Origin of the sequence: Burkholderia sp. Tr-20355, assembly GCF_017104685.1 — a bacterium.
GTDB classification, from domain to species: Bacteria; Pseudomonadota; Gammaproteobacteria; order Burkholderiales; family Burkholderiaceae; genus Burkholderia; species Burkholderia seminalis.
Genome location: NZ_JAAGPK010000049.1, coordinates 22,807 through 49,103 on the forward strand (window position 1 = coordinate 22,807; position 26,297 = coordinate 49,103).

Annotated in this window: 20 protein-coding genes; 17 read left to right on the plus strand and 3 right to left on the minus strand. The window is 68.3% G+C overall.

Annotated elements, in window-relative coordinates:
* Positions 1 to 21 precede the first annotated feature (21 nt).
* The 11 genes from G3N62_RS15575 (at position 22) to G3N62_RS15620 (ending at position 14,041) form a co-directional block, all read left to right on the plus strand.
* The gene (locus G3N62_RS15575; RefSeq protein WP_124670568.1) at positions 22 to 2,253 is read left to right on the plus strand and encodes a polysaccharide biosynthesis tyrosine autokinase; all 2,232 of its coding nucleotides are present in this window, start codon (positions 22 to 24) and stop codon (positions 2,251 to 2,253) included.
* A complete protein-coding gene (locus G3N62_RS15580; RefSeq protein ID WP_049036127.1) occupies positions 2,237 to 3,766 on the plus strand; it encodes an oligosaccharide flippase family protein in 1,530 nt (509 codons plus the stop codon). The genes G3N62_RS15575 and G3N62_RS15580 overlap by 17 nt, the downstream gene beginning before the upstream one ends.
* Positions 3,763 to 4,989: a hypothetical protein gene (locus G3N62_RS15585; protein ID WP_059557911.1), complete on the plus strand. Its 1,227-nt coding sequence runs from the start codon at positions 3,763 to 3,765 to the stop codon at positions 4,987 to 4,989. The genes G3N62_RS15580 and G3N62_RS15585 overlap by 4 nt, the downstream gene beginning before the upstream one ends.
* Positions 4,986 to 5,822, plus strand: coding sequence for a glycosyltransferase family 2 protein (locus G3N62_RS15590; RefSeq protein WP_124670569.1), 837 nt, complete (start codon positions 4,986 to 4,988; stop codon positions 5,820 to 5,822). Before G3N62_RS15585 ends, G3N62_RS15590 begins: the two co-directional genes overlap by 4 nt.
* Before the next feature lie 3 nt (positions 5,823 to 5,825).
* Positions 5,826 to 6,896: a glycosyltransferase family 1 protein gene (locus G3N62_RS15595; protein WP_049036126.1), complete on the plus strand. Its 1,071-nt coding sequence runs from the start codon at positions 5,826 to 5,828 to the stop codon at positions 6,894 to 6,896.
* 68 nt (positions 6,897 to 6,964) lie between these two features.
* Positions 6,965 to 7,795: a glycosyltransferase family 2 protein gene (locus G3N62_RS15600; protein WP_034190967.1), complete on the plus strand. Its 831-nt coding sequence runs from the start codon at positions 6,965 to 6,967 to the stop codon at positions 7,793 to 7,795.
* On the plus strand, positions 7,792 to 10,122 hold the full coding sequence (locus G3N62_RS15605; protein ID WP_241013110.1) for a DUF4838 domain-containing protein: 2,331 nt from the start codon (positions 7,792 to 7,794) through the stop codon (positions 10,120 to 10,122). Before G3N62_RS15600 ends, G3N62_RS15605 begins: the two co-directional genes overlap by 4 nt.
* Positions 10,119 to 11,336, plus strand: a complete 1,218-nt coding sequence (locus G3N62_RS35975) for a glycosyltransferase family 4 protein (RefSeq protein WP_241013111.1) — start codon at positions 10,119 to 10,121, stop codon at positions 11,334 to 11,336. The genes G3N62_RS15605 and G3N62_RS35975 overlap by 4 nt, the downstream gene beginning before the upstream one ends.
* A 45-nt stretch (positions 11,337 to 11,381) precedes the next feature.
* The gene (locus G3N62_RS35980; RefSeq protein WP_241013112.1) at positions 11,382 to 12,677 is read left to right on the plus strand and encodes a polysaccharide pyruvyl transferase family protein; all 1,296 of its coding nucleotides are present in this window, start codon (positions 11,382 to 11,384) and stop codon (positions 12,675 to 12,677) included.
* Between the two features lie 92 nt (positions 12,678 to 12,769).
* Positions 12,770 to 13,096 (plus strand): H-NS histone family protein, encoded by a 327-nt coding sequence (locus G3N62_RS15615; RefSeq protein WP_034190970.1) that lies wholly within the window; start codon positions 12,770 to 12,772, stop codon positions 13,094 to 13,096.
* A 99-nt stretch (positions 13,097 to 13,195) separates the two neighbouring features.
* Positions 13,196 to 14,041 carry an IclR family transcriptional regulator gene (locus G3N62_RS15620; RefSeq protein WP_241013113.1) on the plus strand — a complete coding sequence of 282 codons (846 nt, stop codon included), beginning with the start codon at positions 13,196 to 13,198 and terminating at the stop codon, positions 14,039 to 14,041.
* A 147-nt stretch (positions 14,042 to 14,188) separates the two neighbouring features.
* Here G3N62_RS15620 and G3N62_RS15625 read toward each other — a convergent pair whose 3' ends face one another.
* The gene (locus tag G3N62_RS15625) at positions 14,189 to 14,791 is read right to left on the minus strand and encodes a LysE family transporter (RefSeq protein WP_124670571.1); all 603 of its coding nucleotides are present in this window, start codon (positions 14,789 to 14,791) and stop codon (positions 14,189 to 14,191) included.
* 781 nt (positions 14,792 to 15,572) lie between these two features.
* Between G3N62_RS15625 and G3N62_RS15630 the strand changes: the two genes are divergently transcribed.
* The 6 genes from G3N62_RS15630 to G3N62_RS15655 all read left to right on the plus strand — a co-directional run bounded on the left by G3N62_RS15630 (position 15,573) and on the right by G3N62_RS15655 (position 23,459).
* Entirely contained in the window at positions 15,573 to 17,189 is a 1,617-nt protein-coding gene (locus G3N62_RS15630) for a tryptophan halogenase family protein (RefSeq protein ID WP_034190973.1), read from the plus strand.
* Positions 17,189 to 18,280 (plus strand): monodechloroaminopyrrolnitrin synthase PrnB family protein, encoded by a 1,092-nt coding sequence (locus tag G3N62_RS15635; RefSeq protein ID WP_124670572.1) that lies wholly within the window; start codon positions 17,189 to 17,191, stop codon positions 18,278 to 18,280. The genes G3N62_RS15630 and G3N62_RS15635 overlap by 1 nt, the downstream gene beginning before the upstream one ends.
* Before the next feature lie 44 nt (positions 18,281 to 18,324).
* The gene (locus G3N62_RS15640) at positions 18,325 to 20,025 is read left to right on the plus strand and encodes a tryptophan 7-halogenase (protein WP_034190975.1); all 1,701 of its coding nucleotides are present in this window, start codon (positions 18,325 to 18,327) and stop codon (positions 20,023 to 20,025) included.
* Between the two features lie 24 nt (positions 20,026 to 20,049).
* Positions 20,050 to 21,165, plus strand: a complete 1,116-nt coding sequence (locus G3N62_RS15645; protein WP_124670596.1) for a Rieske 2Fe-2S domain-containing protein — start codon at positions 20,050 to 20,052, stop codon at positions 21,163 to 21,165.
* Positions 21,166 to 21,324: 159 nt separating this feature from the next.
* Entirely contained in the window at positions 21,325 to 22,002 is a 678-nt protein-coding gene (locus tag G3N62_RS15650) for a heavy metal response regulator transcription factor (protein ID WP_034190976.1), read from the plus strand.
* Positions 21,999 to 23,459, plus strand: coding sequence for a heavy metal sensor histidine kinase (locus G3N62_RS15655; RefSeq protein WP_124670573.1), 1,461 nt, complete (start codon positions 21,999 to 22,001; stop codon positions 23,457 to 23,459). The genes G3N62_RS15650 and G3N62_RS15655 overlap by 4 nt, the downstream gene beginning before the upstream one ends.
* Here the strand turns inward: G3N62_RS15655 and G3N62_RS15660 are convergent.
* Both G3N62_RS15660 and G3N62_RS15665 read right to left on the minus strand, forming a co-directional pair.
* The gene (locus tag G3N62_RS15660) at positions 23,437 to 24,957 is read right to left on the minus strand and encodes an efflux transporter outer membrane subunit (RefSeq protein ID WP_124670574.1); all 1,521 of its coding nucleotides are present in this window, start codon (positions 24,955 to 24,957) and stop codon (positions 23,437 to 23,439) included. The two genes, G3N62_RS15655 and G3N62_RS15660, sit on opposite strands and share 23 nt — an antisense overlap.
* A 30-nt stretch (positions 24,958 to 24,987) precedes the next feature.
* A partial coding sequence (locus tag G3N62_RS15665) for an efflux RND transporter periplasmic adaptor subunit (protein WP_206141253.1) occupies positions 24,988 to 26,297 on the minus strand: 1,310 nt, incomplete at its 5' end.

Here is a 26,297-nt window from a genome sequence, read left to right on the forward strand (position 1 = left end):
CCGATAGACACTGGATTTGCCATGACCGACCTTTCCGAAGCACGGCTGTACGACGCGGCGTTGTACGACGAGGCCCCCCTTTCGTCGTACGTCGACATCGTGCTGGCACGGTGGCGGCTGGTACTCGGCATCGCGGCCGGCGTGTTCCTGCTGGGGCTGCTGTACGTCGTGTTCGCGACGCCGATCTACCGGGTCGACGCGACGATCCAGGTCAACGAATCGACGACGGCCGGCAATTCGCCGCTGCACGACATCGCTGCATTGCTCGACAACGGCAGCACGACCGCCGCCGAACTCGAACTCGTGCGCGCGCGCATGGTGATCGACCAGGTCGTGTCGAAGCAGCATCTCAACATCATCGCCGAACCGCGCTATTTCCCGTTGATCGGCCGCTGGGTCGCACGCCGCTACCGGGACGACGGCGTGGCGCCGCCGCTGTGGGGGTTGTCGCGGTTTGCATGGGGCGGCGAGCGGTTCAACGTCGCCGCGTTCGGGACGGTCGGCAAGAAGAGCCACGACGGCATCGACGTGCTGGACGGGGTCGGGTTCACCGTGACCGCCGAAGGCGGCGGTCGCTACGTGCTTCGGGACGAGGACGACGACGTCGTGCTGAAGGGCGCGGTGGGCGTGCCGGCGCACGGGGCGTTCAAGGGACAGCCGCTGACGCTGCTGGTCGCGGATCTCGATGCCCGCCCGGGCACGGTGCTGCGGCTCAAGCGCATCCCGCAGCTCGAGGCGGTGTCGCAACTCCAGGACGATCTGACCGTCGAGGAGAAGGCCAAGCAGTCCGGCATCCTGTCCGTCACGCTCGAGGGTGACGACAAGGCGCGCATCCGGGAAATCCTGAAGGCCGTGGTCGACGGTTATGTCGCGCAGAACCGCGATTACCGGAGCGAGGAGGCCGCCGCGACGCTGAAATCGCTCGAGGCCAGCATGCCGACGGTCGAGAAGACGCTGAAGGATGCCGAGGAACGGTACGCGGCGTTTCGTTCGCGCACGCGCACGGTCGACCTCGACGAACAGGGCAAGTTGCTGCTCGGTCAGGAAGTGGACATCGAGACGCGCACGCTCGAACTCAAGCAGAAGCGCGTCGACCTGATCGCGCGATTCGCCGATGGCCATCCGGCCGTGCAGGCCCTCGACGCCAACCTCGCGGAACTGGCGGGCAAGGCACAGGAACTGAAGGCGCTCGAAGCAAGGTTGCCGGGTACGGAGCGGGAAGGTCTCGCGGTGCTGCGCGACGTGCGCGTCAACACCGAGCTGTACACCAACCTGTTGAATACCGCGCAACAGCTCAAGATCGCCCGGCAAAGCGAGATCGGCAACGTGCGGGCCGTCGACGAGCCGGTGCTGCCGGTGAAGCCGGTCAAGCCCAAGCGCCTGCTGCTGGTCGCGCTGTCGCTGTGTGTCGGGCTCGCCCTGGGCGTGGCTGCCCCGTTCGCGCAACGCGCGGTTTGGGGGCGCGTCGAGCACTCCGAGCACCTCGAGCAGGCGCTGGGCGTGCCGGTCTATGCGGTGGTCCCGCACAGCCGCGAGCAGCGACGCCTGGTGCGAAGCCAGCAACGCGCGGCCCAGGGCGCGCATGTGCTCGCGTCGGAAATTCCCGAGGACGTGACCGTCGACGCGATCCGCAGCCTGCGCACGACGCTGCAGTTCACGCTGTCCGAGTCGGGGCACCACGTGATCATGGTCACGAGCCCGCAGCCCAATGCGGGCAAATCGTTCCTTTGCGCGAACCTGGCGTCGCTGTTCGCTTCGGGCGGCAAGCGCGTGCTGCTGATCGACGCGGATATCCGCCGCGGCCAGGCGCACCGTCACTTCGGCTTGCAACCGGCGCCGGGCCTGCCCGACGCGATCGCGAGCGGCACGCTCGAGCGCGGCGTGCAGCGTTCGGCAATCGCCGGCGTCGATGTGCTGGCGCGCGGTGCGGTTGCGCGCACCTCGGAGCTGTTCACCGACGGCCGCTTCAAGGGGCTGCTCGACACGGCGTCGCGGCTCTACGACATCGTCATCGTCGATACGGCGCCGATCCTCGCGCTGCACGACGCGGCGTCCATCGGCCGCCACGGCGCGACGACGCTGCTGTGCGTCCGGCATGGCCGCAGTTCGATGCCGGAGATCCGCGAGGCCGAACGTCGCCTGCGCAACGCGGGCATCGCGATCAGCGGCGTCGTGCTGAACGACGTGCCGCGGCGTCAGGCCGTCTACGGTGCGTATGGCGAAGGGAACTACGCGTATGAAACCGAGCACTGAGCCCGCGCTGCGCGACCTTGCGCCGCGCGCGGCGAACGGCCATGCGTGGTCCGGCGGCGAGCGGCTCGGCGCGCGCACCGTGCGCGGCCTGGCATGGGCGCTGGTGCAGGCCTGGGGCGGCAAGCTCGTCACGCTCGTCACGTACCTGCTGGTCGCGCGCTGGCTCGGCCCGGCCGACGTCGGGCTCGCGGCGGCCGTCACGCTGTCGCTGTCGCTGGTCCTGATGATCGCCGAGGGCGGGCTGGGCGACGCGGTGGTGCAGCGCGCGACGCTCGACGACGACGATCTCGAATGGCCGTTCGTGTTGTCGATCGCGATGGCCGTCGTGCTCGCGGCCGTGCTGTTCGCCATGGCCGGGCATGTCGAGACCTGGCTGGGCGTACCGGGCCTCGCGCCTTACCTGCGGGTGGCCTGCGTATTCGTCCCGATCGGCTCGGCCAGTTCGTTCCAGGAGGGACTGTACAAGCGGCGGCTGGATTTCCGCACGCTGGCGATGCGTCAACTCGTGGCGGTGAGCGTCGCGGGCGCCGTGGCGGTCGCGCTGGCGGTGGCGGGTGCCGGTGCGTGGAGCCTGATCGCGCAGGCGGCGACCTTCATGACGATGTCCGCGTTCTGGCTCTGGCGCAAACCGGTCTGGCGTCCGCGCGGCCGGCGCAACGCGTCGACTTTCTGGCCCATCGCGCGCTTCGGCGGCCACGTCGTCGCGGCGCGGCTGATCGACTGGTGGGCGACGCGCACCGTCGACCTGATCGTCGTCGCGCTGTACGGCGCGGCCGGGCTGGGCATCTACGCGATCGGCGCGCGGCTCTACCAGACGGCGCTGGAACTGCTGTGCCGCGCCGCGACCGACGTCGCGCTCGCGGTGCTGTCGCGCGTCGCGCACGACGCGGGGAAAATGGCGGCCACCTACCTCGACGTCACGGGGCTGGCCGCGATGGCCGCGGCGCCGCTGTTCGTGCTGATGGCCGTCATGAGCCGCGACATCACCATCGTGCTGTTCGGCGCGCGCTGGGCCGACAGTGCCGCGGTCATGACGCCGCTGATGGCGCTCGGCGCAGTCCAGACGGTCCAGTTCGTCAACGGCGCATTCCTGTCGGCGCGCGGCCGCCCCGGCGTCACGATGTGGCTGACGGTCGTCAAGCTCGTGCTGGTGCTGGGCGCGATGCTGTGCCTGCCGTCGCACGATGTCGCCGGGCTGGCGTGGCTGTACGTCGGTGCGGTGCTGTTCATCACGCCGCTCAGCTTCGGCGCCGTCGTCGTCGAACTGTCGGTCGACCCGGGCCGCCTGCTGGGACGGCTCGTGCCGCCCTATCTGATCGCGCTCGGCTGCGCGCTGCTCGTCTCGCGGCTCGGCGCATGGCTCGGCGGCGTGCCGGTCATGGCCCGGTTGGTCCTGCTGATTGTTTGCTTCGTCGCCGCGTATGCCGGCGCGACCTGGATGCTGCGTCGTCAGGCCGCCCGGCAAACCGTGTCGATGCTGATCGCGTTGCGCGATGCGAGGAAAGCGGCATGAACGGCCTCGTCCGGCAGGTGCCGCGGCAGCACGCGGCGTCGCCCGGTGCGGCGCCGGCCGCGCCGCGCGCGCGCTTCGATCTCGCGGATGCCGTGCTGCTCGTGCTGCTGCTGCTGAACGCGATCCAGTTCCTGAAGATCGGCGGCGCGCAACTCGGCCAGCTGTTCGCGGTGCTCGTGCTGCCGGTGCTGCTGGTGCGGCGCCGGATCCCCGTCGGCGCATGGGAAATCTGGACCTTCACGCTGTTCGTCGGCGCCGCGCTGTCGACGACGTTCCTGTCCGGCTATCCGCACTTCAAGGCGGCCGAGCAGATCGTGAAATTCGTGTTCGTGATGCCGGCGTTCTATCTGATCGGCCGTTACTACGGCGCACGGGCGCGCCAGCGGCCGCTGCCGTTCGGTTATGTCGCGATCACGGGATTCCTGGCGTTCCAGTATGCGCTGCAGCACTTCGACGTCCCGGTGCTGTACGAGAAAGTCGATTTCATGCAGAACGCGATTCACGGTTCGTTCAAGGAGCGGAACTGGTTCGCCGCGTTCTTCTTCCTGAGCGCCTATGCATGTTTCCTGCAGTCGCCGCGCCGCATTCCCGACGTCGTGAAGTTCGTGGTGCTCGCGCTGGTCGTGACGCTGCTGAGCGAATCGAAGACGGTGCTGATCGCGTGCGCGATCGTGATCCTGTTCCAGGTGCGCGGCTACTTCTTCGCGAAAGCGCTGACGATGGCCGCCGGCGCCGGGTTCTATCTGTACATGTTCACGCGCGAGCTGACCGGCGACCAGTTGCAGGTCCGCCTGCAGCAGGAGCGCGGGCTGGCCTTCACGGAATCGATCAAGCTGGTCGGCCGCGACTGGATCGGTCACGGCTTCGGCTTCGTCGAACACTACTTCTCGCACTCGGCCGTCGCCGTGCGCGGGCTCGGCGAGGGCACGAGCGCCGTCTTCTGCGCGCCGCTGGACCTGATGCTGGTCGCCGGCCCGATCGGGCTGCTCGCGTGGGCGGTGTTCTTCGGCGGCCTCGGCCAGGGCCGGCGCGCGATGGTCATGCTGGCGCCGATCGCCGCCTGGTCGCTGATCAACCCGATGCACCAGAGCGAAACGTCGTACCTGTTCATCGGCTACCTCGCGTCGTTCGCCCTCGCTCCTCGGGCGGCACCCCGCAAAGCACGCACCGCGCCGCGCGTCGCGCGGCCCCGATCCTTTTTTCCGTCCGGGTCTATTCGATGAAATTCTCCCTCATCATGGCGACGCTCGGCCGCAGCGACGAGATCGAGCGCATGTTCGACTCGCTGCTGCTGCAGGCCTATGCCGACCTCGAAGTCATCGTCGTCGACCAGAATCCGGACGACCGCGTCGAGCGGATCGTCGGCCGGTATCGCGACCGGCTGACCATCGTTCACCTGCGATCGGAGAAAGGCAAGTCGCGTGCGACGAACGTCGGGCTGAAGGCCGTGACGGGCGACGTGGTCGGCTTTCCCGACGACGACTGCTGGTATCGGCCCGGGATGCTCCATGCGGTCGCGGCGCGCCTGTCGGCCGACAGCACGATCGACGGCATGACCGGGATGAGCGTCGACGCCGCGGGCAGGCCGTCGCAAGGACGATGGGCGACGTCGGCGCAGACCGTGAACCGTTTCAACGTGTGGGTGTGCGCGACGTCGTACACGATCTTCCTGCGCCGGACTGCCGTCGCCGCGGCGGGGCAGTTCGACGTCGACCTGGGCGTCGGCGCGACCTCGCGCTGGGGCGCGGGGGAAGAGGTGGATTTCCTGGTCCGCGCGTTGCGGGCCGGATGCCGGATCGACTACGACCCGCACCTGCGCGTGCATCATCCCGAGCCGCTGGCCGTGCTCGACGAGCATGCGTATGCGCGCGGACGACGCTACAACCGCGGGTTCGGGCACGTGCTGCGCATCAATCGTTATCCGCTCGCGTACGTCCTCTACATGATCGCGCGGCCCGTGGCCGGCTGCGTGCTGTCGTGCGCGCGCCGCAATCCCCGCCGGGCGAAGTACTACTGGATCGCCGCATCGCATCGGCTGCTGGGCTGGATGGACTGAACGATGAGCACGATCCTCTCCCCGTCGACGGACAGCGCCGATCGCGCCGGTCGCGTCGAGCGCGCACCGCTCACGGTCTACACCGACACGCGCTGGCCGGTCGGCACCGGCATCCACAACGTGATGGCGGCCTATGCCGAGCGTGCACCGTCGACCGTGCGCATCGCGCCGCTGACGGTCGGCGGCGGTGTCGCGCATCCGTTGTCGCCGCTGGCGTTGAGCCGGGCGCTGCGGCGGCTGCCGGCCCGCAACGCAGTGTTCTGGAATCCCGGGTTCGTTCCGGCCACGTTGCCTGACTTCCCTTCGGTCGTCGTCGTGCACGACCTCACGCATCGCCACTTCTATACGCGCGCGCACCGCTTCTACTACGACACGATCCTCCGGCCGTTGTACCGGCGTTGCACGGCGATCGTCTGCGTGTCCGAGTTCACGCGCGACGAATTCCTGCGCTGGTCGGGCATGCCGCCCGAGCGCGTTCACGCGATCCACAACGGCACCGACGACGCGTACCGGCGCAATCGCGACACGCTCGGCTATCCATTTCCGTACGTGCTGTATCCGGGCAACCGGCGCAACTACAAGAACCTGCACCGGCTGATCGAGGCGTTCGGCGCGAGCGGGCTGTTGCCGCTCGGCGTGCGCCTGATGCTGACCGGCGAACCCGACCCGGCGCTGCTTGCGCATGCCGCGCAGCACCGGTGCGCCGACGGGCTCGTGTTCGCGGGGGTCCTGCCGAACGATGCGATGCCCAAGCTGTACCGCGGCGCGCTGTTCGTCGCGTTCGTATCGCAGTACGAAGGTTTCGGCTTGCCGATTCTCGAGGCGATGGCGTCCGACGTGCCCGTGCTGACGTCGATCGTGTCGGCGATGCCGGAAGTGGCAGGGGCCGCCGCGATGCTCGTCAATCCGCTGTCGGTCGTCGACATCGCGGTCGCGATGCGCCGGCTCGGCACGGAGGCCGCATCGCGCGACGCGCTCGTCGCGCGGGGCCGGGAGCAGATCCACCGGTTCGACTGGAACGCATCGGCGAGCAAGTTCTGGCGGCTCGTCGAGCAGGTCGGCGCGTCGGCATGACGCGCCCGTCAATCAACAGAGCCGGGCAAACCGGCCGACACCATCAATCACGGCGCGGGGGTATCACGATGGAAACGGAAGGAAGAATCAGCGTCATCGTCGTCAATTACGGCACGCCCGACCTGACGATACGATGCGTGGCGTCATTGACGTCGTTACGCGTCGCGTTTGCCGACGACATCGTCGTCGTCGAGAATGCGTCGCCGGACGACTCGTATGCGCGGTTGCGACGCGAACTGCCGCACGGCGTGAGGCTGTTGCGTGCCGCATGCAATCGCGGTTTCGGGTCGGGTGTGAACTTCGGCATGGCCGCCTGCCGGCGCGACTACGTGCTGGTGGTCAATCCCGATACGCGTTTCAGCGAGAACGGGCTGGCCAGGGTGCTGGACCTGCTCGACGCGCGCCCGGAGGCCGGGCTCGTCGGGCTCGATCTGCAGTATCCCGACGGCCGCCGCCAGTATTCGGCACGGCGGTTCTACAGCTGGCTCGACATCCTGGCGCGCCGCACCGCGCTCGGCCGCTCGAACCGCTTCCGCGCGCGGATGGCTCGGCATCTGATGATCGATGCCTGGTCGTGCGGCAGTCCGTTCGACGCCGAATGGGTGATGGGAACGGGGTTCGTGGTGCGACGCGACCTGTTCGAGTCGCTCGGCGGCATGGACGAATCGTATTTCCTCTACATGGAGGATGTCGATCTGTGCGCACGGACCTGGCTCGCCGGTTATCGCGTGCTCGGCATGCCGGGCGTCACGCTCGTGCACGAGCATCAGCGGCAGTCGGCGGCGAGCCCCGTCTCCCGTGCGGGACGCCATCATCTGCGCAGCCTGTGGCGGTTCTATCGCAAATTCCACGTGCCGTTGTCGTTGCCGCCCGGCGTGTCGCGGATCGCCCGGCAATGACGCCAGTCCGTCCGTCTCGCGTCGTCCGGTGTGCCGTGGCCGCCGCGCTGTACGCGCTGGTCATGCACGGCGCGGATGGCGCGCAGCCCGTGCCGCCGGCGTCGCGCGTGCTGCTCGCGCGGGACGGCGTCGCGCGCTACGGCGTGCGCGCCGGTGCGGCGGATGCCGTCACACGGCACGCGGCCGACGAGATTGCCGACTACCTGTCGCGCATCAGCGGCGCGTCGTTCGCCGTGTCGGACGACGGCCAGGACCGGACACCCGCGATCGTCGTCGGCGGCGAGCATGCGGCGCAACGATGCGGGCCGGCCAACGCGGCGGGGCTCGGCAGCGACGGCTTCGTCGTCTGCCGCAGCGGCGCCGACCTCGTCATCGCCGGTGGGACGCCACGCGGCACGCTGTTCGGCGCGTACTGGTGGCTCGACCGCAAGCTGGGCGTGAAGTGGCTCGCGCCCGATGCCACCGAAGTGCCCAGGCAGGCCGAGCTTCGCGTCGACGCGACACCCGTGCGGCAGGTTCCGCGCTTCGCGTATCGCGAGGTATTGAGTGCGGAAGGCGAGGACAAGCCGTTTCGCGCGCATAACCTGCTGAACGGCGAGTCGCACGGGACGTCGTACCGCGCGTCCCCGCCCGGGATCGACATGTGGGATCGCAGCTGGCTCGCGCGGGATGGCGACGCCGACTTCTGGACGCTCGTGCCGCGCGACCGCTACGCGGCCGCTCACCCGTCCTGGTATGCGGGCGGGCAACTCGCGATGATGTCGGCCGACGTCCGCGCCACCATGGCCGCCGAGATCGTGAAGCGGCTGAAGCGTTTGCCCGATCCGGGCCGCATCTGGTTCGGCATCCGCGACATGGACTGGGGCTGGGACCCGGATCAGGCGAGTCGCGCGTTCGCCGATACGCACGGTGGCGCGCTGTCGGCCGCGTTTCTCGACATGGTGCGGGACGTGTCGGCGCAGGTCCGGGCCGCGGTGCCGGGCGCGCGTTTCGCGATGCCGGCCTATCACTGGGGCTTCACGCCGCCGGACGGCATGCAGGTGCCGGATCACGTCCGCGTCTATCCGATGACGATCCAGGTCGACTACAGCGTCGCGCTGAACGAGGACCGCAACGCGCGGCTGCGCGACGGCCTGAAGCAATGGAACCAGATCGCGCGGCACGTCACCGTCTGGGATCACGTCGTGAACTTCGGCGGCTACCTGCAGCCGACGCCGAATCTCTATCCGGTCGGCCGCAGCATTGCGTGGCTCGCCACGTTGCCGAACGTCGACGGCTACTTCGCGGAGGGCGACTGGCAGTCGCGCGGCGGCGAATTCGCGAGCCTGCGCGTGTGGCTGATCGCACGGATGCTGTGGACGCCGACGGCGGACCCGCGTGCGCTCGTCCGCGAATATTGCGACGCCTACTACGGTGCGGCGGCCCCGGCCGTCATGCGCTATATCGACCGCATGCATGCGGCGCTGCGCGCGAGCGGCGACGTGCTCGCCGAGCAGACGCCGGTCGGCATGTCGATGTACACGTACGACTTCGTTCGCGAGGCGGAACGCGATTTCGACGCGGCCGCCCGTGCCGTCGACGGCGACGCCGTGCGCGGCGCGCGCGTGCGACAGGCGCGCGTGCCGCTCGATTTCGTGATCCTGGCCCTGCGCGAGCGCTACGCGGCGCGCGCCGCGAAGGACGGCTGGGACCTCGACGTCGGCGCGCGACGCGCCCGTCTCGACGCGGCGATCGCGGCAGCAGGCATTCGTCAGTATCGGCAAAGCGGCAATCTCGCGGCACTCGGCGCGTTGCTCGATATCGACCGGCATCCCGTCGTCGCGCCGCCGCTCGTGGCGGGTCCGGCCGACGGCGACTGGCGCGCGATCGACGTGTCGCGCGTGAACCTCTACGACAGCGCGCGTTTGGTGGCCGATCCGGGTTCGCTCGACGGCGCCGCGATCGCGATGCGCGGCGATTCGGGCGCATGGGCGGTCCAGCTCAAGCTCGACAAGCTGCCGCGCGACGGGCGCTGGGATCTCTACGCATCGGTGCGCGTGCCGGAAGGCGGCGGGGCAGGCGCGGCCGCCGTGCGCGTCGGCGCGTACCCGCCGATGACGCTGCGCACCGACACGCCGGCGCGCACGCTCGACGACGCGCGATTCCGGTGGCTGCCCGTGCCGGGCGGCCCGTTCAGGTACGACGCCGATCACGAGAAAGGCATCTATGTCCACGGCGTCGGCTTCGCGCGAGGACAGTCCGTGCGCGTGGGGGCGTTCGTCGCCATTCGTCACCGTGCGCCGGACGACACGCCGCCGCCCGCTCCGCTTCAAGGAAACGCTTCATGAAAGTCGCCATCGTTTCGCCGATTCCGCTGTTTCCCGTCAACGCGGGCAATCGCAGTCGCGTCCTGAATCTCGCGCGGGCGGTGAGGTCGCTCGGCTGCGATGTGCATTTCGTCTATCTGGAATCGCGCCAGACGGGCGGCATGGATCTCGACGCGCATCGCGAGGAGTTCGGCGCGGACCGCGTGTCGGTATTGCGTCGCGCGGGCCTGGCGCTGGCGCGCTATCGGTTCAAGCGGGTCGCGTGGCTCGCGCGTCGCCTCGCCGCGAAAGCGGCCGGCAGCCGGCATGCGTATTACACGGGGCTCGACGAGCTGTTCAGCGACAGCTTCTCCGCGCAGTTGCGCGCGCTGCAGCACCGCCACACGTTCGACGCCGTGTTCGTCGAATACGTGTTCTATTCGCGTGCGCTCGATGCGTTTCCCGATTCGGTCGTGAAGGTCGTCGACACGCACGACATCTTCGCGGACCGGCACGTGCCGTTCATCGGCCGCCCCGGTGCGAAGCGCTACATGTTTTCGATTCCGCCGGAACGGGAATGCGACGGATTGCGCCGTGCGCATGTCGCGCTGGCGATCCAGGCCGAGGAGGGCGACGCGCTGACGGCACGCCTCGGCGGCGGCGACACGCCGTCGGTCGCGGTCCTCAGTCACCTGCTCGCGTTTCCGCCGCAGGTGGACTGCGCCGGGCATGCCGACGCGACCTTTCTCGGCAGCGACAACCAGCCGAACCGCGACGCCGTGAAGTACTTCGTCGACGAGATCCTGCCGCATGTCGTGGCGCGGCTGCCGGCATTTCGCCTGCATCTCGCCGGCACGATCGCGGCGGCCGTGCCGGACGGTCCGCACCTCGTCAAGCGCGGCACCGTCGCCGAGCTGGGCGACGCGTTCGCGATCGCGCCGATCTCGATCAATCCGATGCTGCTCGGCACCGGCATCAACATCAAGCTGCTCGAGAGCATGGCGCTCGGCGTGCCGATCGTCAGCACGCGGACCGGCGCGCGCGGCCTCGGCGAACAGGACCTGCGCGGTGTGACCGTCGTGCGGGACGGCGATCCGCAGGGCTTCTCGGATGCGGTCGTCCGGCTCGCGACGGACCGCGCGCAGCGTGTCGCGCAGGGGGCCGCCGCACGTGCCGCCGCGCTGGCCTGGCACGAAACGCAGCTGGATGTCCTGCGCGAGACGCTCCGGCGGCGGCCGGTTGCAGCGCACGCGTGACGGACGCATCCATCGAAACCATCGAACCAACCAGGGGAATCGAACATGTCGAAACTGGCCGATCTGAAGCAGCGGCTGCGCGTGCGGCTGTACGTCACGCGACTGACGCGGCAATGGCGTCGCGAGGCCGCACGGCGTGCCGCGAGCGACGCCGCCGCGCCCGGCGCCCATCTGCTGGTCCTGCCGTGCGACCCGTGGACGCTGGTCGGCTCGAAAGGCGACGAAGCGATGCTGCGCGCGGTCGTCGAGCGGTTGCGTGTTGCGAACGGCGCGTTGCGGGTGTCGGTCGTCACGGCCACGCCGGAGGCGGCGGACGCCGCGACCCGGCTCGGCTTTCAGGCGGTCGACGCTTGGCGCGAGCCGTGGCGCCTGATGGACACCGTCGAGCGGCTGGCCGCATTGCAGCCCAGCGCGGTGGTCGTCATCGGCGCGGACGTGATGGACGGCTACTACTCGCCGATGACGTCGCTGCGGTTGCTGGCGACGGCGGACCTGCTGGTCCGGCGCGGCGTGGCCGGCACGATTCTCGGCTTCAGCTTCAACCGCCAGCCGTACCGGCAACTGAGGCATGCATTCGACCAGATCGACGCGCGGCTGCTGGTCAATGTGCGCGACGGCGTGTCGCTCGACCGATTCAGGCGTTTCAGTTCGGCGCCCGCCGAGCTGGTGGCGGATTCCGCATTCATGCTTCAGCCGGACCATGCGTCGGATTGCGTCAGGGGGACGGCATCGTGGGTCGAATCGCGGCGCGCGGCCGGCGACATCGTGATCGCTTTCAACTTGCACCCGATGCTGATTCGCCGGGCCAGCGACACGGATATCGCGGCGCTCGTCGCGTCGGCGCAGGAGGCGCTTCACGGGCTCGCGGCACGGCATCGCGTCAGCGTCGTGCTGCTGTCTCACGACTATCGCGGCCGCGACGGCGACGATACCTGTCTCGAACCACTGCACGACGCCTTGACCGAGACGATGGGCGACCGGCTGTACTACCCGCGCACCCGCATGTCGGCGGCCGAGCTGAAGGCCATTTCGGGGCAGGTCGACGGCGTGGTGACGGGCCGCATGCATCTCGCGATCGCCAGTCTTGGCATGGGCGTGCCCGTCGCGGCGCTGACCTACCAGGACAAGTTCCAGGGCCTTTTCAGTCATTTCGGGCTGCCGGACACCTTCCTGATGAAGCCTGACGAAGCGATGCGCGCGACGCGCCTGGCGGCGGTGCTCGACCGCTTCGTGTCGGAGCTTCCCCAGCTGCGCGACCAGGTGCATGCCGCGCTGCCGCGCGTCAAGGAGGCGTCGTGCAGGAACCTGCGCGGCGTGATCCACGCGATTCAGCCGTCGTGAGCGGGTATTCCGCCATTTTTACCCCGTTCGAAGCCGCGCCGCGCCGCGCGGGGTCGAACGGCAACCTGTCGAGTCTCGCTTGAACCTGTCAAATGAAAAGTCCCACCATTCGCGAACTGCAACAGCAACTGGGTCAACTGAACCTGATCGTCGAAGAAGTCCGGCAGAAGGAGAAGCAGGCCCGACTCAAGGAGATCGCCGAGTACGTCCGGCAGTTCAGCATCACCGAAATCGAACTGCTGCGCGCGGCGGGCTTCATCAAGGCGCGGCAACAGAAGGCGCCGGCGAAATACTACGACCCGAACACCGGCCGCTCGTGGTCGGGGAAGGGCGCACGTCCCCGGTGGCTGGCCGGCAAGAATCTCGACGACTACCTGATCCGCGAGACGCCGCAGCCATGGTGGCCGGAAACGCGCTGACGGCCGGTCGGCAACGGCGTCCTGAAGCGACGCCGGGCGATCCGGCATGACTCGAACGAACTGAATTTAGAGGCAATGCGGCATATGCGGAATCCCGACATGGACCCGGTCGCTCCCCCGGACAGCCCGGGACCCAGGAAGAAGACGAGCTATCGCGCCCCGGCGCTCGAGAAAGGCCTCGATATCCTCGAGCTGCTGATCGATCGCCAGTACGGCATGGCGCAGGCGGACATCTGCCGCGCGTTGAAACGCAGCCGAAGCGAGCTGTACCGGATGATGCAGGTGCTCGAGGATCGCGGTTACATCTACCGGGTGGATCGCTATGACCGGTACGCGCTCACCATGAAGCTTTACTTTCTCGGGCAGCATCATGCACCGACCCGATCGCTGGGCGCGCTCGTCACGCCGCTGTTGCAACAGTTCGCATTGCAGACGGTCCAGTCGTGTTACCTGGCGGTATTCGACGGCGACACGATGATCGTCATCGCGACGGCCGGCGCCGAGACGGAATGGAACATCGCGGTCCGCGTCGGCACGCGCATGCCGCTGCACGGCAGCGCGGCGGGCGAGATGTACCTGGCCTTTCAGGACGAAGACGTGCGGGCCCGGTTGTCGCGGGCCGACGGGCACGCCGGTGGGTCGCGCAATCCGCCGCCCGGTGACGACACGTTGCCGCCCCATCTGGCCGACGGCTATCTCTGCCGTCCCAATGCGCGCATTCCCGGCATCACGGATATCGCGACGCCGATCGTCGACAAGTCGGGTTCGGCCATCGCGATCCTCGCGTGCCCGTACCTCGCGCTGTCGGGGGAAGCGGGCGCGATGTCGGTCAAGCAGATCAGCGCGGCGTTGTACGAAACGGCCCAGCGCATCGCCGCGACGGTCGATCAGCGGTTCATGCAATCGGCCGTCGACATGCCGGCGCGTGGCGCGGCATGCACGTAGGGCGGCGGGAATCGTTCCGGGTACCGACGGAGAGGACGAACTCACCGTGAAGCGGCGCCGGCTCTGCGCCAGGCCGCGCTCAGGGCGGTCGCGGTCATGTCGCGGCGCGATGCGTGCTCACGCGTCGCGATGATCGGCAGCCTGCGGTCAGCGGTTCACGACCGAGTACACGAGCGTGCCGGAGAACATCAACAGCACGAGCGAGGCGCCGCGCAGCAGCGTCGACGTTCGGGCGGCCCACGCGCGTTGCGAGGTCAGGAGCCCGCCGAGGGACGACCAGCCCACGCCGATCGGCGCGAGCACGACCAGAAAGACGAGGAGCGTCCATGCGAAATAGTGGGCCGACCTGAACGCCTCCAACGGAAACAGCGTGCTCGAGAACAGCAGCGCCTTCGGGTTCATCGTCGTCGCGACGAACACATCGCGAAACCTCACCGGCGCGATCGGTACGTCCTGCGGCACGCGGCTATGCGTCCACATCCTGAGCGCGAGGAAAAAGATGTAGACGGAGCTCGCGAGCTTGACCACGTCATACAGCCAGGGCCGGCCGGCAGCGAACGCGGCCAGGAAGAATCCCCATACGGAAATCGCGATCGCGTAGCCGAGCGCCTCGGCGATCACCAGCGGCCAGGTACCGCGCAGGCCGACCTTCAGCCCGGACGACAGCAGCAACGTATTGGTCGGCCCCGGCACGATCAGCACCAGCGAGACGTACATCGACATCTTCAGCAACGCTTCCTGGATGGGCACGCGGCCTCCTCGATTCGTCGGTGTCGCGGTTCGCGTCCGGCCGAAGCCGGGGCGCCGCTGGAATGCTTCAGTGCAGAGGCGATCCGCTCTTTCGGGTACGTGCCCGTTTTCATTGCATGGCCTTCGTGTCCGCCCGGACACATGATGACGAATTTCTCCGGCGACGAGTCGGATTATTTTCAGGTCGGCATCAAAACTGCCGAAATTCGAAAAGATCGACTTCGTTGTTTTGGAAATGAAGAGGACTTTATTTCTTTCCTGTTAATTAGATCTGTCATTTCGCGTTTTTTGTAAAATGGGGTGCTTGTATATGCGATTTAAATAAAAAACAGAATTTATTTGGTTTGAGAAATTAAATCGATCTTTGTGCAGCATTTCGTCGATATTTTGCGGGATTTAGAATTTCTCTGGATAACTTTAGATTGATATGAAATTTTTCTCGGCATGCCGTCCTGAACGCTGTTAAGGTGTGCCGCAGCGGTCAAGTGCATGGCGTATCAATCGTGCTGGCAATCAGGGCAATTGATCATGGCCGTGCACTAACGGCGATCGTCGAATCGGCAAGTCAATCTGCCGAGGCTGAATCCATTGCGCGGTGTGCCGCCGCATTCGATGGGGATTCGCATTGTTGATTGAATTCGCTTCAATTAACCGCGTCTTTGCGATTTGACTTGTCATGACGGGTGGCGTCATGTTGTGACGCGTTGCCGAACAATTTGCCGGTTCAATTCGAAAAGGCGGCACTATCCATTCAGGTTTTCAATCCCATGGGAAGCGTGTCATGAGTAATCCGATCAGGAATATCGTCATCGTGGGCGGCGGCACGGCGGGCTGGATGTCCGCCTCGTACCTCGTCCGGGCACTCCAGCAGCAGGCGAACATCACGCTCGTCGAATCCGCGGCGATTCCCCGGATCGGCGTGGGCGAGGCGACCATTCCGAGTCTGCAGAAGGTGTTCTTCGACTTCCTCGGAATACCGGAGCGGGAGTGGATGCCCCAGGTGAACGGCGCGTTCAAGTCTGCCATCAGGTTCGTCAACTGGCGGAAGTCGCCCGACCGCGCGCCCGGCGATCATTTCTATCATCTGTTCGGCAACGTGCCGAACTGCGACGGCGTGCCGCTTACCCACTACTGGCTGCGCAAGCGCGAACAGGGCTTCCAGCAGCCGATGGCGTACGCCTGCTACCCGCAGACCGAGGCGCTGGACGCCAAGCTGGCACCGTGCCTGGCCGACGGCACCCGCCAGATGTCCCACGCGTGGCACTTCGACGCGCACCTGGTGGCCGACTTCCTGAAGCGCTGGGCCGTCGAACGCGGCGTGAAGCGCGTGGTCGACGAGGTCGAGCAGGTTCACCTGGACGATCGCGGCTATATCTCCAGCCTGTCCACCAAGGAGGGGCGGACGCTGGAAGCGGACCTGTTCATCGACTGCTCCGGTATGCGGGGACTCCTGATCAACCAGGCCCTGAAGGAGCCGTTCATCGACATGTCCGACTACCTGCTGTGCGACAGCGCGGTCGCGAGCGCGGTGCCCGCCGACGACGCGCGCGTGGGGATCGAGCCGTACACCTCGGCGATCGCGATGAACTCGGGCTGGACCTGGAAGATCCCGATGCTGGGCCGGTTCGGCAGCGGCTACGTGTTCTCGAGCAAGTTCACGTCGCGCGACCAGGCCACCGCCGACTTCCTCGACCTCTGGGGGCTCTCGGACGAGCAGCCGCTCAACCAGATCAAGTTCCGGGTCGGGCGCAACCGGCGGGCGTGGGTCAACAACTGCGTCTCCATCGGGTTGTCGTCGTGCTTCCTGGAGCCGCTGGAATCGACGGGCATCTACTTCATCTACGCGGCGCTTTACCAGTTGGTGAAGCACTTCCCCGACACGTCGTTCGACCCGCGGTTGACCGACGCATTCAATGCCGAAATCGTCTACATGTTCGACGACTGCCGGGATTTCGTCCAGGCGCACTATTTCACCACGTCGCGCGACGACACCCCGTTCTGGCGCGCGAACCGGCACGACCTGCGGCTCTCGGATGCCATCCAGGAGAAGGTCGAACGCTACAAGGCGGGGCTGCCGCTGACCACCGCGTCGTTCGACGATTCGACGTACTACGACACCTTCGACTACGAATTCAAGAACTTCTGGTTGAACGGCAACTACTACTGCATATTTGCCGGCCTGGGGCTGTTGCCGGACCGGTCGCTGCCGCTCTTGCGGCACCGGCCGGAGTCGATCGACAAGGCCGAGGCGATGTTCGCCCGGATCCGGCGCGAGGCCGAGCATCTGCGAAAGAGCCTGCCGACGAACCACGATTACCTGCGCTCGCTGCGCGAGGGCCACGCGGGGCTGTCTCGCAGCCAGCCCGGGCCGACGCTCGCGGCGCCGGAGATCCTGTAGTGGACAGCACCCTGGCCCGGGTAAGCGCCATCGCGGCCACGCACGACGCCGTGGCGGCGTGCGATCCGCTGCAGGCGCGGGCGTTCGTCCTGCAACTGCCCGGCCTGAACCGTCAACGGGACGTGCCCGGCATCGTCGGCCTGTTGCGCGCGTTCCTTCCGGCGCGCGGCATGCCCGCGGGCTGGGGCTTCGTCGAAGCCGCGGCCGCGATGCGGGATATCGGGTTCTTCCTCGGGTCGCTCAAGCGGCACGGACACGAGCCGGTGGACGCGGTGCCCGGGCTCGAGCCGGTGCTGCTCGACCTGGCGCGCGCGACCGGCCTACCGCCGCGCGAGACGCTCCTGCATGTGACCGTCTGGAACCCGGCGGCGGCCGACGCGCAGCGCAGCTACACCGGGCTGCGCGACGAAGCGCACCTGCTCGAGAGCGTGCGCCTCTCGATGGCGGCGCTCGAGGCGGCCATCGCGTTGACCGTCGAGCTGTCCGACGTGCCGCTGCAGGCACCTGCGTTCGCGCAAGGGTGCGACGCGCTGGCGGCCTATCTGCGGAAAATGGTCGACTCGATTGTTTACGCGTACCGCTTCATCTCGCTGCAGGTCTTCTACGACGAGCTTCGCCCGTTCTACGAGCCGATTCGAGTGGGGGGCCGCAGCTACCTCGGCCCCGGCGCCGTCGAAATGCCGCTCTTCGTGCTGGAGCACGTGCTGTGGGGGGCGCAATCGGACCACCACGCGTATCGGGAATTCAAGGAGACGTACCTGCCCTACGTGCTGCCCGCATTCAGGGCGATCTACGCGCGGTTCGCCGGGCAGCCGTCGCTCATCGACCGTGCGCTCGGCGACGCGCAAGCGGCCCGTGCGCGGGGCGAGCCCGTCGCGGCCGGATTGGCGGCCCTCGACCGCGTATTCGAGGTCCTGCTGCACTTCCGGGCGCCTCACGTCAAATTGGCGGAGCGCGCATACGAAGCCGGTAAAAGCGGCCCGTCGATCGGCAGCGGGGGGTACGCGCCCAGCATGCTCGGCGATCTGCTGACGCTCACGCGTGCCGCGCGATCGCGCGTGCGCGCCGCGCTCGACGAATCCGGCGCCTGACGCGCGCGGCCATGTATTCCATCTCACCAGGAGAGTGTGCCCCCATGACTCAGCAGAGCCCCGCGAACGGGCGCGACAGCAACCACTTCGATGTGATCATTCTCGGCTCGGGCATGTCGGGCACCCAGATGGGCGCCATCCTGGCCAGGCAACGGTTTCGCGTGCTGATCATCGAGGAGTCGTCGCACCCGCGGTTCACGATCGGCGAATCGTCGATCCCCGAGACGTCCCTGATGAACCGCATCATCGCCGATCGCTACGGCATTCCGGAGCTTGACCACATCACGTCGTTCTATGCGACGCAGCGGTACGTCGCATCGAGCACGGGCATCAAGCGCAACTTCGGCTTCGTATTCCACAAGCCCGGCGAGGAGCACGATCCGAAGGAGTTCACGCAGTGCGTCATCCCCGAACTGCCGTGGGGGCCGGAGAGCCATTATTACCGGCAGGACGTCGACGCCTACCTGTTGCAAGCCGCGATCAAATACGGCTGCACGGTCCGCCAGAAGACGACCGTGACGGAATACCACGCGGACAAGGACGGCGTCGCGGTGGCCACCGCCCAGGGCGAACGGTTCACCGGCCGGTACATGATCGACTGCGGCGGGCCCCGCGCGCCGCTCGCGACCAAGTTCGCGCTGCGCGAAGAGCCGTGCCGCTTCAAGACGCATTCGCGCAGCCTCTACACGCACATGCTCGGGGTCAAGCCGTTCGACGACATCTTCAAGGTCAAGGGGCAGCGCTGGCGTTGGCACGAGGGGACCTTGCACCACATGTTCGAGGGCGGCTGGCTCTGGGTGATTCCGTTCAACAACCACCCGCGGTCGACCAACAACCTGGTGAGCGTCGGCCTGCAGCTCGACCCGCGTGTCCACCCGAAAACGGACATCCCCGCGCAGCAGGAATTCGACGCATTCCTCGCGCGGTTCCCGAGCATCGCGGCGCAGTTCCGCGACGCCGTGCCGGTGCGCGACTGGGTCAGGACCGACCGCCTGCAGTTCTCGTCGCGCGCGTGCGTCGGCGATCGCTACTGCCTGATGCTGCACGCGAACGGGTTCATCGATCCGCTTTTCTCCCGCGGGCTCGAGAACACCGCGGTGACCATCCACGCGCTCGCGGCGCGCCTGATCAAGGCGCTGCGCGACGACGACTTCTCCCCCGAGCGCTTCGAGTACATCGAGCGGCTCCAGCAGAAGCTGCTGGACCACAACGACGACTTCGTCAGCTGCTGCTACACGGCGTTCTCGGATTTTCGCCTGTGGGACGCGTTCCACAGGCTGTGGGCGGTCGGCACGATCCTCGGCCAGTTCCGGCTCGTGCAAGCCCACGCGCGGTTCCGCGCGTCGCGCGACGAGCGCGACCTCGATCGCCTCGACGACGACGCGCCGTACCTCGGGTTCCTGTGCGCGGACATGGAGGGGTACTACCAGTTGTTCAACGACGCCAAGGCCGAGGTCGAGGCCGTGAGCGCAGGGCGCAAGCCGGCCGGGGAGGCCGCGGCGCGGATTCACGCGCTCATCAACGAACGCGAGTTCGCCAAGCCGATGTTCGGCTTCGGGTACTGCATCACCGGGGCCAGGCCGCAGCTCAACAACTCGAAGTACAGCCTGCTGCCGGCGATGAAGCTGCTGCACTGGACGCAGACCAGCGCGCCGGCCGAGGTGAAAAGGTATTTCGACTACAACCCGATGTTCGCGCTGCTCAGGGCGTACGTCACGACCCGCATCGGCCTGGCGCTGAAGTAGTCGCCCGACCCCGGAATCGAAATGATCGACGACATTCAATTGAATCGGGTGGGTGCCGGCGCGCATCCGGCGGCGGCGTACGACGCGACCACGCGCGTGGCCGCGAGCTGGTACGTCGCGATGCGCACGGCCGACCTCAAGGACAAGCCGGCGGCGTTGACGCTCTTCGGCCAGCCGTGCGTCGCATGGCGCGGCGCGTCGGGACGGGCCGTGGTGATGGACCGCCACTGCGCGCACCTTGGCGCGAACCTGGCCGACGGGCAGGTCGAGGACGGGTGCATCCGGTGCCCGTTTCACCACTGGCGGTACGACGAGCACGGCCAGTGCGTGCATATCCCCGGCCACGGCCCGGCGGTGTGCCGCCTGGAGCCGGTCCCGCGCGGGGCGCGCCAGCCGACGTGGGTCACGGCCGAGCGGTACGGCTACGTGTGGGTCTGGTACGGCTCCGCGCAGCCGCTGCATCCGCTGCCCGAAATCGCCGCGGCCGACGTCGACAACGGCGACTTCATGCACCTGCACTTCGCGTTCGAGACGACGACGGCGGTGTTGCGGATCGTCGAGAATTTCTACGACGCGCAGCACGCGGCGCCCGTCCACGCGCTGCCGATATCGGCCTTCGAGCTCAAGCTCTTCGACGATTGGCGCCCGTGGCCGGAGGTCGAGTCGCTGGCACGGGCGGGCGCGTGGTTCGGTGCCGGGATCGATTTCACCGTGGACCGGTACTTCGGGCCTTTCGGCATGCTGTCGCGCGCGCTCGGCATGAACATGTCGCAGATGAACCTGCACTTCGACGGCTACCCCGGCGGGTGCGTGATGACCGTCGCGCTGGACGGAGACGTCAAATACAAGCTGCTGCAGTGCGTGACGCCGGTGAGCGACGGCAAGAACGTCATGCACATGCTCATCTCGATCCGGAAGGCGGGCGGCCTCCTGCGTCGCGCGACCGACTACCTGCTGTTCGGGCTCCAGACCCGGCAGGCCGCGGGGTACGACGTCAAGATCTGGAACGGGATGAAGCCGGACGGCGGCGGCGCGTACAGCAAGTACGACAAGCTCGTGCTGAAGTACCGCGCGTTCTACCGCGGCTGGGTCGACCGCGCCGGCGCAAGCGAGCGGCAATACGCGAGCCGGCGGCTCTAGCCGGACCGGGTTCGGCCGCGTCGCGAAGAAGATCTCGCCACGCTGACCGGCTGATTACGGTTTTGTCATCAACGCCGTGCGCGCCTGCACGCAGCGAAGCCGTGGCGCCATTTCCGGGTAACATCGCCGGATGTCCCCACGCTAGCGACGGAGCCGGCCATGCGCATCCTGATAGTCGAAGACGAACCGAAGACGGGCGCTTACCTGAAGAAGGGGCTCGAGGAATCGGGCTTCAGCGTCGATCTCGCGAAGGACGGCGGCGAAGGGCTGATGCTGGCGCAGGAAGAGCGTTACGACGTGATCGTGCTCGACGTGATGCTGCCCGTGCTCGACGGCTGGGCCGTGCTCAAGCGGCTGCGCGACACGCACACGACGCCGGTGCTGTTCCTGACCGCGCGCGACGACGTGCAGGACCGCGTGCACGGCCTCGAACTCGGCGCCGACGACTATCTCGTGAAGCCGTTCGCGTTCGTCGAGCTGCTCGCCCGCATCCGCACGCTCGCGCGTCGCGGGCCGCCGCGCGAGACCGAGCACCTGACGGTCGGCGATCTCGAAATCGACGTGGTGCGCCGCCGCGTGAAGCGCGGCGCCACCCGCATCGACCTCACGCCGCGCGAATTCTCGCTGCTGCAACTGCTCGCGCGCCGGCAGGGCGAGGTGCTGAGCCGCACGCAGATCGCATCGTACGTGTGGGACATGAATTTCGACAGCGACACCAATGTCGTCGAGGTCGCGATCCGGCGCCTGCGCGCGAAGATCGACGACGCGTTTCCGGTCAAGCTGATCCATACCGTGCGCGGCGTCGGCTACGTGCTCGAACCGAAGGACGACGCATGATGCGCCCGCGCTCGCTTGCCGCGACGCTCGCGCTCGCGTTCGCCGCGACCACGCTCGCGTCGTTCGCGCTCGTCGGGACGTATGTGTATGCGGGCCTCGAGCGGCAGGTCAACACGCAGGACGACCTCGACATCGTGCTGGCCGCGCGCCACACACGCCGGCTCGCGGGCGAGCTCGAGTCGCTCGAGGCGGTGCGTGCGCACGCGGAGCGGTTGACGAGCCAGGTGCTGGGCAACGAGGCGCTGTCGATGGCCGTCGTCGATGCGCGGGGCGACGTGCTCGCACGGCACAATGTCCGGCTCGCCGCGCTCGACGACGCGCCTGCCGCCGCATCGGTTCCGCTCGCCGACGTGCAGCTGTTCGCGCCGCACGCGGTGCCGGTTCCGGCAAACGACCGGATCACGGCCGACCGGCTCGTCACGTGGACGGCCGGCGGCGGCACGCCGATGCGCGGCGTCGTGATCGAGGCGGCGCTGGGCGACCGCACGCCGATCCGCATCGCGATCGCGCGCAACATGCGCGACCGGGCCGACCTGCTCGACGGCTATCGCGACCGGCTCGAGCTCGCCGGCGGGCTCGGCGCGCTGTTCGCGCTGCTGCTCGGCTACTGGCTGATCCGCACGGCGCTCGCGCCGCTGCGCGAGATTGTCGACAACACCGGCCGGATCACGGTCGACAAGCTCGACACGCGGCTCGACGCGTCGCGCGCCCCGCCCGAGCTGCGTGCGCTTGTCGATGCGCAGAATGCGATGCTCGGCCGCCTGCAGCAGGCATTCGCGCATCTGTCGCAATTCAGCGCCGACCTCGCGCACGACCTGCGCACCCCGCTGAACAACATGCGCGGCGCCACCGAAGTCGCGCTCGCGCGGCCGCGTTCGGTGGATGAGTACCAGACGCTGCTCGAATCGAATCTCGAGGAATACGACCGCCTCGCACGGATGATCGAGAACGTGCTGTTTCTCGCGCGCGCCGAGCATCCGAGCTTCGTCACGCGGCAGCGCGCGTTCGACGTGCGCGACGAACTCGAGCGCATCGCCGGGTATTTCGAGGGGCTCGCGGACGAAGCGGGCTCGACGTTGCGCGTCGAAGGGCAGGGGCAGCTGACCGCCGATGTCGAGCTGTTTCGCCGCGCCGTCGGCAACCTGCTCGCGAACGCGCTGCGTTACACGCCCGCCGGCGGCGTCATTACGCTCGGTGTCGACGAAACGGCCGAGGCGGTGAACGTCGTCGTCGAGAATCCGGGCGAGCCGATCGATCCCGCGCTGCTGCCGCGAATCTTCGACCGGTTCGTGCGCGGCGACCCCGCGCGCAGCGGCGGCGTGCCGGGCGGCACGGCCGGGCTCGGCCTCGCGATCGTGCGCTCGGTGATGGAGTTGCACGGCGGCACCGCGCAGGTCGAAAGCGACGCGCGCGGCACGCGCTTCGTGCTCACGTTCAACCGGCCGCCGGCAGCGTGACGGCGGGGGCGGGCTGAGCGGCTGTTGCTCGTTCCATCGTACCGGCTTTCGATACCACGTCCGCGCTCGCCTGCCAGCCGCCGCCCAGCGCCTTCAGCAAGCCGACTTCGGCCTCCATCCGGCGCGCGTCGATCTGATCGGCCGTGCGCCGGTTCGTCAACGCGATCGTCTGCGCGGTCACCACGTCCAGATAGCTGACGGCGCCCGCGTTGAAGCGATTCGTCGTCAGCCGCAGCGACAGGTCGGCCGCGTCGGTCGCGCGCTGCTGGCTGCCGGCTTCGGACGCAAGCGCATCGAGCGCCGACAACTGATCCTCGACCTGCTGGAACGCGACGAGGACGGACTGCCGGTAGTCGGCGACCGCGCCGTCGTACTGCGCGTGCGCGCCGCGCAGCGATGCGCTGCGACGGCCGCCGTCGAACAGCGTGCCGGCGAGTTGCGGGCCGAGCGACCAGAACAGGCTCGGTGCGGCGAGCCACGGCGCGAAGAACGCGCTTTCGAGGCCGGCGCTCGCCGACAGCACGAGATCGGGGAAGAATGCGGCGCGCGCCTCGCCGATCCGCGCGTTCGCGGCCGCGACCCGGCGTTCGGCCGCCGCGATGTCGGGCCGCCGCTCCAGCAGTTGCGACGGCACGCCGGCCGGAATCGCCGGCACGCGGAACGCCTGCACGCGCGGCGGCAGCGCGAACGTCGACGCGCTTTCGCCGACGAGCGTCGCGATCGCGTGCTGCAACTGCGCACGCGACGCGTCGATGTCGGTGTCCTGCGTGCGGGTCGATTCGAGCTGCGTCTCGGCTTGCGCGACCGCCGATGCGTCGATCGCGCCGGCCGCGAGCTGCTGCTTGAGCAGCGTCAGCGCATCCGTGTAGGCGCGCACCGTATCGTCGAGCAGCTGCTTCTGCGTGTCGAGCGAGCGCAGCGCGAAATAGTCGGTCGCGAGCTCGGCCGTGACCGACAGCTTCACGGCCTGCAGGTCGGCTGCACTCGCGGCGGCGTTCGCCTGCGCGCCCGCTACGGCGTCGCGCACTCGGCCGAATACGTCGGGTTCCCAGCTCGCGGCCACGCCGGCCTGGTAGTCGGGCGTCGTCTTGCCGGCGAGCGACGAGCCGAGCCGGTTTTGCGACACGCGCGCACGGCTCTGCGCGACGCCTGCCGTGATCGTCGGCAGGAACCCGGCGTGCTGATAGTCGACCATCGCGCGCGCCTGCTGCAGATCGGCGATCGCTTTCTTCACCGTTTGGTTCGACACGTCGACGCGCGCTTCGAGCGCGTTCAGGTCGGCGTCGTCGAACACGGTCCACCACGCGCCGCGCGCGGCGGCGTCGGCGGGCATCGCGACGTGCCAGCCGGCTTGCGCGGCCGGTGCGCCCGCGTAGTGGGCGGGCACCGCGACGGTGGGCGGTGAATAGGGCGGCAGCGTCGAGCAGGCAGTCAGTGCGGCGGCAACGCCGAGCGCGACGATGCGGCGAGCGAACGGGAGCGGATGAAGAAGGCGCATGGCAGGCATCTCGTGGGAGGCGTCGAAGGGTCAGCCGCGGGCGGGCGCCGGAGCAGGCGTTGACGTAGCCGGTGCAACGCCGGCCTCGCGCGGCGGCACGTCGCGCGCACCGGACGCGGACGCCGGTTGATCGGCCAGTGCGGTCCGAGCGGCCTGCGCGGCCTGCGCGGCCTGCGCGGGCGAAGCGGACGAAGCGGACGAAGCGGACGAAGCAGCCACTGGCGCCGCATCGTGCGCGGTCGACACGATCGTCACGGCTTCCCCTGCCGTGATCGCATCGCCCGGGTTGTCGATCACGCGATCGGTCGCCGCGAGCCCCGCGACGATCTCCACGCGCGTGCCGAAATCGCGCCCGATCTGCACGGTCTTCAGCGCGGTGCGCCCGTTCGCGCCGACGGTGGCGACCGTCACGCCGCTCGCGCGGAACAGCAGCGCGCTGACCGGCAGGTCGAGCGCCGGCGCCGCGCTCGGCACGACGAGATGCGCCTGCGCATACGCACCGGGCATCAGCGTGCCGTCGCGATTGTCGACGTCGATCTCGACACGCAGCGTGCGCGTGACGGGGTCGATCGCGCCCGCGCTGCGCGCGACCTGCGCGGCGATGCGCCGCCCCGGAAACTGCGGCGTCGTCAGGTAGACCGGCGTGCCGGTCGACACGCCGGCCGCGCTGTCCTGCGGCACGTCGACGAACACGCGCAGCGTGTCCGTCTGTTCGAGGTGGAACAGTTCGCCGGACAGGCCCGGGCTGCCCGGCGTGCCGCCCGCGGTCACCAGCGTGCCGACGTCGACGTTGCGTGCGGTGATCACGCCGTCGAACGGCGCGGCGACGGACTCGTACGACACGAGTTCGGCAAGATGCGCGACGTTCGCCTGCGCGGACGCGAGCATCGCGCGCTTCGCGTTCATGTCCGCGACCTTCGTGTCGGTGTCCTGCTGCGAGACCGACTGCGTTTTCAGCATGTCCTGCCAGCGCTGCGCGGTCGATTTCGCATAGTCGTAGTTCGCCTGCGCGCTCGCTTCGTCGGCGCGAGCCTGGCGCAACTGCGCGTCGAGATCCGGCGCCGAGATCCGCGCGAGCGTTTGGCCGGCCTTCACGTGCGTGCCGAGATCGGCGCTCCAGTGCGCGATATAGCCGCTCGTGCGCGCATAGATCGATGCGTCCGCATACGGCATCACCGAGCCGGGCAACGTCAGCGTTTGATCGGCCGGCGCCGTGCCGGGCATGATGACTGCCACCGGCAGCGCCTGCTGCGCGGCCACCTGCATGCGCTGCGCGGCGCGTGCATCGATACGCGGCACGATGCCGAGCGCGAGCAGCCCGGCGGCGAGCGCCACGGCCG

What these genes read in the sequence shown, in the direction of transcription:
- G3N62_RS15575 (WP_124670568.1), top strand. Translation starts at nt 22, where the DNA reads ATGACCGACCTTTCCGAAGCACGGCTGTACGACGCGGCGTTGTACGAC.
- G3N62_RS15580 (WP_049036127.1), top strand. Translation starts at nt 2,237, where the DNA reads ATGAAACCGAGCACTGAGCCCGCGCTGCGCGACCTTGCGCCGCGCGCG.
- G3N62_RS15585 (WP_059557911.1), top strand. Translation starts at nt 3,763, where the DNA reads ATGAACGGCCTCGTCCGGCAGGTGCCGCGGCAGCACGCGGCGTCGCCC.
- G3N62_RS15590 (WP_124670569.1), top strand. Translation starts at nt 4,986, where the DNA reads ATGAAATTCTCCCTCATCATGGCGACGCTCGGCCGCAGCGACGAGATC.
- G3N62_RS15595 (WP_049036126.1), top strand. Translation starts at nt 5,826, where the DNA reads ATGAGCACGATCCTCTCCCCGTCGACGGACAGCGCCGATCGCGCCGGT.
- G3N62_RS15600 (WP_034190967.1), top strand. Translation starts at nt 6,965, where the DNA reads ATGGAAACGGAAGGAAGAATCAGCGTCATCGTCGTCAATTACGGCACG.
- G3N62_RS15605 (WP_241013110.1), top strand. Translation starts at nt 7,792, where the DNA reads ATGACGCCAGTCCGTCCGTCTCGCGTCGTCCGGTGTGCCGTGGCCGCC.
- G3N62_RS35975 (WP_241013111.1), top strand. Translation starts at nt 10,119, where the DNA reads ATGAAAGTCGCCATCGTTTCGCCGATTCCGCTGTTTCCCGTCAACGCG.
- G3N62_RS35980 (WP_241013112.1), top strand. Translation starts at nt 11,382, where the DNA reads ATGTCGAAACTGGCCGATCTGAAGCAGCGGCTGCGCGTGCGGCTGTAC.
- G3N62_RS15615 (WP_034190970.1), top strand. Translation starts at nt 12,770, where the DNA reads ATGAAAAGTCCCACCATTCGCGAACTGCAACAGCAACTGGGTCAACTG.
- G3N62_RS15620 (WP_241013113.1), top strand. Translation starts at nt 13,196, where the DNA reads ATGGACCCGGTCGCTCCCCCGGACAGCCCGGGACCCAGGAAGAAGACG.
- G3N62_RS15630 (WP_034190973.1), top strand. Translation starts at nt 15,573, where the DNA reads ATGAGTAATCCGATCAGGAATATCGTCATCGTGGGCGGCGGCACGGCG.
- G3N62_RS15640 (WP_034190975.1), top strand. Translation starts at nt 18,325, where the DNA reads ATGACTCAGCAGAGCCCCGCGAACGGGCGCGACAGCAACCACTTCGAT.
- G3N62_RS15650 (WP_034190976.1), top strand. Translation starts at nt 21,325, where the DNA reads ATGCGCATCCTGATAGTCGAAGACGAACCGAAGACGGGCGCTTACCTG.
- G3N62_RS15655 (WP_124670573.1), top strand. Translation starts at nt 21,999, where the DNA reads ATGATGCGCCCGCGCTCGCTTGCCGCGACGCTCGCGCTCGCGTTCGCC.
- G3N62_RS15660 (WP_124670574.1), bottom strand. Translation starts at nt 24,957, where the DNA reads ATGCGCCTTCTTCATCCGCTCCCGTTCGCTCGCCGCATCGTCGCGCTC.